Below are 887 nucleotides of genomic sequence, written 5' to 3' on the forward strand. Positions count from 1 at the left end.
TATTGAATTCACTGCTGGTAAGTTCTATTTCTTCACCCTCAATTAGGGCTTCACGCGTTTTTAGTTTTAGCTTGATTTTGTCTGAAACCAGCTCACTAGCCTGGTTTGTTGTCTGGCCTTGGTCGATCTCCACGCGTCTTAGCAATGCTTTGATTCGCGCCACCAACTCTCGTGGGTTAAATGGCTTGGGAAGGTAGTCGTCGGCGCCCATCTCAAAGCCTATGATTCTGTCTAGCTCATCACCTTTTGCGGTGAGCATTAATATTGGGCTAGTGATTTGGCCGCGTATATCACGCAACACGCTTAAACCATCTTTGTTAGGCAGCATGATGTCGAGAATGATAACGTCGTAGTGACTTTTTAAAGCCAAGCGTTCACCTTCGACGCCATCGAATGCCGTGGTCATGGTGAAACCTTCTTGTACTAGCAGGCTACTTAGAAGCTCACTGATCTCGGTATCATCTTCAATGAGTAATATATTGGCACTCATATCAAACCTTTATTGATTTACGGAATTGTTTGAAGTCTAGCATAGGCTTTTTACCTTCTATTTAATCTTTACAGAGACTTTACGTTTACTAGACCCCGATTTACATAGCAATGAATACAATGATTATCAGTCGATAACAAATCGATTAAAAAAATCATTGAGAGGAAGAAATCATGAGTAATCGTCTATTTACTAAGAAGAAGTTATTAGGTTTGAGTTTAGCGATGGTCATCGCAGGGTCTGCAGCGGTTGCGACAGCAGGGCCGCACTATAAAGAGCATGGCATGAACCACAAAATGGAAAGAATGCTCAAGCGTCTTGATTTAAGCGAAGAGCAAGAGGTGCAGGTTGAGGAAATTCTGGCTCCCATGAAAGAGCTCAGAAAGGAAAGAAAAGG

Annotated in this window: 2 protein-coding genes; one reads left to right on the forward strand and one right to left on the reverse strand. The window is 42.5% G+C overall.

Translation table 11 applies throughout. From position 1 onward, the window contains the following. Positions 1-490: response regulator (locus A3735_RS00405; protein ID WP_068637346.1), on the reverse strand; the 490-nt coding region annotated here is incomplete at its 3' end. 173 nt (positions 491-663) lie between these two features. Between A3735_RS00405 and A3735_RS00410 the strand changes: the two genes are divergently transcribed. Further along, on the forward strand, positions 664-887 hold a 224-nt coding region (locus tag A3735_RS00410; protein ID WP_156499271.1), incomplete at its 3' end, for a hypothetical protein.

Source organism: Oleiphilus sp. HI0061 (genome assembly GCF_001635675.1).